Here is a 7,251-nt window from a genome sequence, read left to right as displayed (position 1 = left end):
CGCGCTGGACGCCGCCCTCCCGGCCGGCGCCGTCAGCCTGCTAGAGGTCCCGGCGCTGGCGATCTCCTCGTCCGACATCCGGGAACGGGTCGGCCGCCGGGCGCCGATCTGGTATCTCACCCCCGACGGGGTCGTGCGCTACATCGCCAAGCGGCGTCTCTACCAGGGTGCTTCCTGACCCGCCAAGCCGTCCGGGCGGGCCACCGGGCCAGGCGATATCCCGATTTTTCGGCCCGTCGTGGACGGGAGGAGTGCCCTGCCCGCGCGTCGATGTGTCACGCTGGATGCAGCCGTCCGGTCCCGGACGGTGCGCGAGGCAGCCGAGGACGGATGCCTCCCGCCCGTCACCACCCTGGAGAACCCGAGCGTGACCGCTTCCCCGCGAGCCGTCGAACTCGCCCTCGCCGCCGCGCAGGCGGCCGCCGACAAGCTCGGCCATGACCTGCTCATCCTCGACGTGAGCGATCGGCTGGCCATCACCGATTGCTTCGTGCTCGCCTCCGCGGGCAACGAGCGGCAGGTCAAGGGCATCGTCGACGAGATCGAGGAGCACCTGCGCCGGCTGGGAGCCAAGCCTGTCCGGCGGGAGGGGGAGCGGGAGGGCCGCTGGGTCCTGCTCGACTTCGTCGACGTGGTGGTGCACGTGCAGCGGGACGAGGAACGGGTCTACTACGCCCTCGAACGGCTCTGGAAGGACTGCCCGGTGATCCCGTTCGTCGACGCGGCGGTCGGGGCCGGTGTCTCCCCGGGGCCCACCGCGGCGAGCGGCGGCTCGGGCTCGGGTGTGGCCGGGCCCGGTACGGCGACCCCACGGTGAGGCTACTGCTCTGGCGGCACGGCAGGACCACCTGGAACAACGTCGGCCGCTTCCAGGGGCACGCGGATCCGCCCCTCGACGCCACCGGGCGCGCCCAGGTCGCCGCGGTGGCCCCGGTCATCCAGGCGATGCGCCCGGAACTTGTCGTCTCGTCCGACCTGCAACGTTGCCGGGACACCGCGGCGGCGCTCGGCGGGCCCTTCCGCTCCGACGCGCGGCTGCGCGAGATCGATCTCGGCGCGTGGTCCGGGTTGACCGCTGCCGAGGCGGCCCAACGCTTCCCCGCGGAGGATCGCGCCTGGCGGCGGGGGGAGGACGTGCCCCGTGGCGGTGGCGAAACCTACCGGCAGGTGGCGGAGCGGGCCGGCACGGTCTTCGACGAGATCCGGGCCGAGGGGTTCCCGGCCGAACGGGACGGTCTCGTCGTGTTTGTCCTGCACGGCGGTACCGCCCGGTCACTGATCGGTCATGTGCTCGGCCTCCCGCCGGAGCTCTGGTGGCACTTCGGACCGCTCGCCAACTGCCGGTGGTCCGTCCTGCGGCTCGTCGAGGGTGGGTTCCGCCTGGTCGAGCACAACGCGGGGCCGCCGGCTGGTAAGGTCGGGACCGCCGGATCGGGACTGACTGAGACGCTCCTGCCGAGCCAGGGGGCGCCGACAGCAGCCGACACTGAGCCTGTACACTTGCCGAAGTAGTCCATCAGGACAGGTTTGGTGTCCGGGTGGGGTACAAGACCGGGTTTACTCGGGTCTGATATAAAATGAATGGCAGTTGGGGCTGTGGCGCAGTCTGGTAGCGCATCACACTGGCAGTGTGAGGGTCAGGGGTTCGAATCCCCTCAGCTCCACCCGAGTAGGCATGTTCGAACCCCCGCCAGTGAGCTGGTGGGGGTTCGCTGTCTCACCGGGCAGCGGTCCATATGGCCGCTCGATTGCGTGCCAGCGGGTGTGATCAGTGATCTCACCTGAACGGCCTTCATCGGGCGGCCTGCTGTCGGGCAGGATCTCCGCATCCTCGGGTTCGGAATCTTGACCGATGGTCTTGTCCTGCTGGTTCGGGGCCAGTAGGTGAGCGAACGGTTCAGTCAGGTCGGCGCCGTGAACGTGGTTGCGTACCACCCAGAAGCGGGCGAATACGGCCTGGTTCAGCGCCCGCCGCACCTCCGGCGGCGCGGCAAGGTACAGCTCATGCGCGTTGGCGCACAGCAACAGAACCTCCTCCACGACCGTCAGCACGGTGCTGGCCTCGGTCGAGCAGCGTTCTATGATCGCTCGGGCGCCGGCCAGTTCCCGCTGGATACGTTCCTGTTCGGACTTGAGCAGATCCACGGGGATGGCGTCGGCGTAGTGCGCCTGGAGCAGCTTGAGCTGTTCGCGTTCAAGATCGGCAATGCGCTTCTCCTGCTGCGCGAGCTCGCGGTGGCTGTCGGCTTGGTGTCGCTCCAGCTCGGTCATGACCTGGTTGCGGATAGCTGTGATTTTGGTCTCGGACAGCTGGATTCACCGCCACCAGTCGGCGACCGATGTCTCAAGGTCATCGATCAGGACGGCGGGCTGGTCGCAGGGCTGCCGCCGCTTGGCGCGGCCGATGCAGAAGAAGTACGGGTAGACCGTGCCCCACCGGTTGGTGGCGTTGGTGATCCCGAACCGGCTTCGGCAGGTACCGCAGTACACCGAGCCCTTGAGGTAGTGCGGGTGGTGTTGCGGCTTTTCCCGGGCGGCGTTGCGCGCCTTCCTGATGGCCTGCACTTGATCAAAGACGGCGGACGTGATGAGCGCCGGGTGTCGCCCCGGGTACCAGACGCCCTCGAACTTGACCTCGCCGAGGTAGTAGCGGTTGGCGAGCATCTTGTCGACGTGCTGGACGCTGACCGGGCGGGTGGGGCGCTTGGGCGTGGCCGGAATACGCAAACCCCGGTACTCAAGGGCGGTCGCCAGCTGGGCCATGGTGTACTCGCCGCTGGCGTAGGCCCCGAACATCCAGACGATGTGTGGTGCGCGGTCCTGGTCGACCGCAATGGTTCGGACCTCCCGGCCGTCCACCGTCACGCGGACGTTGCGGTAGCCCAAGGGCGCCAACCCGAGTGTGCCGCCGGCCTTGGCCTTCTGCCGCATACCCTTCTTGGCTTCCTGCGCCAAGTTCTGCGAGTAGAACTCGGCAATAGTGGCCATGATTCCGTGCAGGAGCTTGCCCGACGGTGTCTCGTCGATGTTCTCGGTGGACGACACCAGTTGGGCGCCGGCCTTCCGGATCGCGAGGTTGATAGTGACATCGTCCTCGCGGGAGCGAGCCAGCCGGTCGACCTTGTGTATGATCACGTAGGAGATTCCGCCTTGCTCGCGCAGGAAGCGCAGCATTGCTTGAAGCTCGGGGCGGTCGGCGGTCTTGGCTGATTCGCCGCGGTCGAGGAATTCGGCCACGATGACCGCATTCAGTCGATCGGCGGTCCGCTCGTTGGCCTCACGCTGAGCCGGGATTGAAAATCCCTCGTCGCTGAAGTCCGTTTCTGCTTGCGCAGAAGTGGAGACGCGCAGATAGCTGATGGCCAGCTTGGCGCCAGTCGGCAGGTCGCTCAGGCTCTCGGTCAGGAAGCGCATAGCATCCTTGCCCTTCTATCTCGACTTTCGTAGTTATGCGGCGGTGATCTCCCAGGCCAGTCGGAGGGTGTGGATTTCGGCTGGGGTGGGCTGTTCGGGGTGAGCGGGCTGGTATTTGGTGGCGATGAGGACGCGGCGGAGCTTGGCGAGCAGGTCGGCGGTCGAGGGCCGGGTCTTGGTGGTGTACCAGGGCGCGCGGGCGCGGTGCTCCGCGGCGTCGTCGTGGTGGTGGCCGGTGGTGAGGTACCAGGTGAAGGCGAGGGTCTGGCAGGTCAGGCCGAACGGGACGGCGCGTTGCACGGCGGTGGTGAGCCGGTTGCGGGCCTGGCCGACGCCGACGAGTTGTTTGGCGTCCTCGATCGCGACCTCGACCGACCAGCGGGCGGCGTACCGTTCGATGATCGCCGCGGGTTTCGCGAGGGTGTCGGTCGTGACGAGTGCCAGATCGAAGGTGCCGGTCCGGTCGCCGTCGCGGACGAGGGTCACGGTGACCGGCCGGGGGCCGAAGACGCCGTACCACAGGCAGCGGGTCGTGGCGGTGTGCACGGTACTCGTCCGGCCGTAGCGGGTCACGGTGACGGGAGTGAACGGGGCGGTGGCGGCGAGTTGGACGAGGCTGCCGAGCCGGTCGCCTTTCAGTCGGGGGCGGCCGCGTTTCCCGGTCCTGGGCGGGGCGGGGGTGAACAGGGCCGCGTCCTTGCGGAGCCTGGTCGTCCAGGTCACGGTCGTGGGCAGGGTTTTCAGTTCGTCGCCGGCGTAGGCGGCGTCCGCGACGACGTGGATCGTCCGGCCGGGGAAGGCGGCGGCGAGCTGTTCGACGGCGCGGGCGGCGAGCCACAGCCGGGAGGCCGAGGTGGTGTCCTTGCGGACGAGGCGGGCGAGCACGGGCAGGCAGACAGGCCGGCCCAGCAGCGGGGCGGGCACGACGAGGCCGACGACACCCCCAGTTGTTGCCGAATCCGACCTGGTGGGGGCCTTTCGCGGAGCCGTCGTGGAACCAGCCCGCGGACCACACCTTCCTGCCGGTCCGGTGGAACAGGGTGTCGTCGAGGGCGACGGTCAGCGGCCCGGTCAGGGCGAGCTTCTCGACGACGATCCGGGCCAGGACCAGGCCGACCTGGTCGGGCGACCAGCGGGCGGCGGCGAAGAACCGGTGCGCCCGGTCGTGGGGCCACACCGTCGACAGGCCGGCACCGACGAGCATCCCGCACACGGTCCGCCGCCCGGTCGCGGCGAGCATCCCGACGACCAGGGCTCGGAACACCCGGAACGTCGGCGCGGTGAAACACGGCCGGAAACCGTCCAGCAACAGTGCGAGAGAAACCGGTATCGTGACATCCGGGAGCATCGGCGTCCACTCTTTCGAGTTGGTCAAGGAAGCGCCGATGCTCCCCTCACCAGCCCTCCGAGCTGGGTTTTCACTCCCTCGCCGCGCCGGTCGATCCCACCGGCGGACACGTCACAAACAGCGACCCAGGGCCTATCGGGTAGACAGGTTACCGATTACCGACCACGACTTTCGATCATGGAAAACTGCGAAAGTCGAGAGCGCCATGATACCGATAATGGTAGCTTGGTGCTCGTCAGACTGAGGCGTGTTGCCACCATCGACAGCGGCGAGGGCGGCCGGTATCCGGTCCTCGATGCCTTTCCATTGTTCCTCGGCCGAGGCTGTGGCATAGGTCAGAAAGTCCGTGACTGCGCCGGCTCCCCGCGCCCCGATGAGCTTCTGCTTCCTATCCGGCCGCTCCACACTGAGGTATTCCAGTGCGCCCAGCAGACTGGAGGTGACGCCGTGTAGACGGCTGATCTACCTGTCGTAAGCTCGTCGTCGCTTGCCGGTGGAAGTCCGGTCCGGGTAGCTGCCAGGAGGCCCGGTAGCAGGCTGGCGGCTTCGTCTGGAAACGGGCGGGGTCGAAGCCCAGCGTCAAAGGCCCTGCGAGGGGGAGCGACAGTGCGGTCCGTAGCATCACGCGAAGCCTGCGGCGTCGTTACTCAGCCCGTTCTTTGAACGGGACAAGGGAGTGCCGAGCCCTTCTGGATCAGGGCGAAGGCCATGGAAGCGGCGAAGATCCTGGAATTGCGTAGCTGTTCAGCTCGGGTGGTAGGAGGTGCGTTTGACGCTTATCTGCGTCAGGGCAGGGTGGAGAGCCCCGTGCGCGACGCGCACGGGGTTCGTGGTGGCGGTATGGCAGGCTGGCCGCGTCAGCCGGGTTCGGCGGCGGGCGGTAGCCAGGGACCAGTTGTGAAGAGGCGTTCGAGGACGTCGAGGGTGTTCAGTCCCCACTTGGTGGCGGTCGACAGGTAGGACTGCACGACGGCGAAGTCGACGAGGCCGGCCAGGGTCCGCCAGCACCCGCCGGAGGTTCGTTGCTGAACCTTGACCGGCCTGACGTCGCGCTCCGCCTGATTGTTGGAAAACGGCACGGTCAGGTCGACGACGAACCGGAGGATCATGTCCTGCTCGCGGCGCATCCGGCGGATCAGCGTGCGGGCGTCGTGGGCGAGGGAGGACAGGTCGCCGTGGTTGTCGGCCTCACCGCGGGCGAGCGCGCCGCGGTAGTGGTTGCGGATGAGGGCGACGGCCTCGGGCGCGAGCGCGCTGTGCCCGGCGGCGCGGGCGTCGCACGCGGCGTGGTGGGCGTCGAGCAGCGTCGTCGCCATCGCCTCGGCCCACAGCTGCCCGTCGGGGTCGCCGTCGTGGATGGACCGCAGGTCACGCAACGTGTGAGCACCGCACCACGCGTGCAGCGCCTGGGTCAGGTGGGTGTAGCCGGCGTAGCCGTCCCGGACCAGCACGCCGGTGAACGTCGGCCAGATCCCGCCGGCGTCGATCGCCTCGGCGGTCCGGTCACCGGTGTGCGGCACGGTCAGGTAGTCGGTGGCGGCGACGTGGACGTAGCGCAGCGCGCCGTCGGCGCGGGCGGTCGTCTCGTCGGCGTGCGCGACCGGCGCGGCGGCGATCAGCGCGCGCACGTGCGGGAGGAAGGCGTCCTCCAGCAGACGGGCGGCGCGGGCGCGCACGCCGCCGGTCCAGCCCGCCGAGACCGTCGCACCGACCATCACCGACAGGATCGCCGCGGCCCGGCGGACCGGGAGATAGTGGCCGCACAGCAACCACGCCGCCCGCGCGAGCATCCGCGGGCCGAAGACCAGCCGACCCGCCAGCCCGACCGGCGCCGCCCCCTCGGTCGGCGCCGCGCAGCACGGGCAGCGCCGCGTCACGACCCGGTACTCGACGACATACGGGCGCGGCACAGGCGGCGGCGGTTCGACGATCTGGTGGCGCCGCGTCGTGGCCCGCGGCGCCCCGGCCAGCGGGAATCCGCAGTCCCCGCATAACGACGGGTCGATCGTGTGGATCTCGTCCGGGTCATCGACCATCGCGCGGGTCGTCCCCGCCGCGCCGGGCTGCTTGCCCTTCGGCCGGCCCGTCGAGGCCCGCGACGACCGGGGCCTGGCTTTCTTCTTCGCGTACGGGCTGTCCGACGGCGACGGCCGCGATGAGTTCGAGCTGTCCTGGCCGAGCCGACGGTCCAGCTCGGCGACCCTGTCGGACAACTGCTCGACCTGCCCGACCAGCCGCTCGATCAGCCGTGCCTGCCCGGCGATCGTGGCGTCCCGGTCCGCGAGCAGACGCACGAGTTCCTCGTACGTTGGACGGCCCGTTGACTCCACACCCGGGACGCTATCCGATCATCACCCACCAGCCCCCGAACGCCACACGATCACCTAGCAAGATCCACAAGACGGCCGCGCAACCGACGTGAACAGCTACTTCCGAGCCATCAACTCAATCCCTTCGCGTCCCGCGGATGCATCAATTGTGCATCATCG

5 protein-coding genes, 1 tRNA gene and 2 pseudogenes are annotated in these 7,251 nt (G+C 69.0%); 4 read left to right on the top strand and 4 right to left on the bottom strand.

Annotated elements, in window-relative coordinates:
- The 4 genes from AC08OV_RS13455 to AC08OV_RS13440 form a co-directional block, all read left to right on the top strand.
- A partial coding sequence (locus tag AC08OV_RS13455) for a nicotinate-nicotinamide nucleotide adenylyltransferase (RefSeq protein WP_476619742.1) occupies window positions 1–178 on the top strand: 178 nt, incomplete at its 5' end.
- Window positions 179–367: 189 nt separating this feature from the next.
- Window positions 368–817 carry a ribosome silencing factor gene (gene rsfS, locus AC08OV_RS13450; RefSeq protein ID WP_476619741.1) on the top strand — a complete coding sequence of 150 codons (450 nt, stop codon included), beginning with the start codon at window positions 368–370 and terminating at the stop codon, window positions 815–817.
- Window positions 814–1,512 carry a histidine phosphatase family protein gene (locus AC08OV_RS13445; RefSeq protein ID WP_476615772.1) on the top strand — a complete coding sequence of 233 codons (699 nt, stop codon included), beginning with the start codon at window positions 814–816 and terminating at the stop codon, window positions 1,510–1,512. The genes rsfS and AC08OV_RS13445 overlap by 4 nt, the downstream gene beginning before the upstream one ends.
- A 78-nt stretch (window positions 1,513–1,590) precedes the next feature.
- A tRNA-Ala gene (locus tag AC08OV_RS13440) sits at window positions 1,591–1,664 on the top strand.
- A gap of 652 nt (window positions 1,665–2,316) precedes the next feature.
- On the opposite strand, the gene AC08OV_RS13435 is transcribed toward AC08OV_RS13440, so the two are convergent.
- The 4 genes and pseudogenes from AC08OV_RS13435 to tnpC form a co-directional block, all read right to left on the bottom strand.
- Window positions 2,317–3,414 (bottom strand): recombinase family protein, encoded by a 1,098-nt coding sequence (locus AC08OV_RS13435; protein WP_476615771.1) that lies wholly within the window; start codon window positions 3,412–3,414, stop codon window positions 2,317–2,319.
- Between the two features lie 33 nt (window positions 3,415–3,447).
- Window positions 3,448–4,341, bottom strand: a pseudogene (locus AC08OV_RS13430) (IS701 family transposase); the annotation flags it as partial.
- Between the two features lie 43 nt (window positions 4,342–4,384).
- Window positions 4,385–4,762 (bottom strand): annotated as a pseudogene (locus AC08OV_RS13425) (transposase); the annotation flags it as partial.
- 857 nt (window positions 4,763–5,619) lie between these two features.
- A complete protein-coding gene (gene tnpC / locus AC08OV_RS13420) occupies window positions 5,620–7,056 on the bottom strand; it encodes an IS66 family transposase (protein ID WP_476615621.1) in 1,437 nt (478 codons plus the stop codon).
- Between the last annotated feature and the right edge of the window lie 195 nt (window positions 7,057–7,251).

This window comes from Frankia sp. CeTa3Moorea (assembly GCF_978021225.1).
This window is presented reverse-complemented; position numbering and strand designations above follow the sequence as displayed.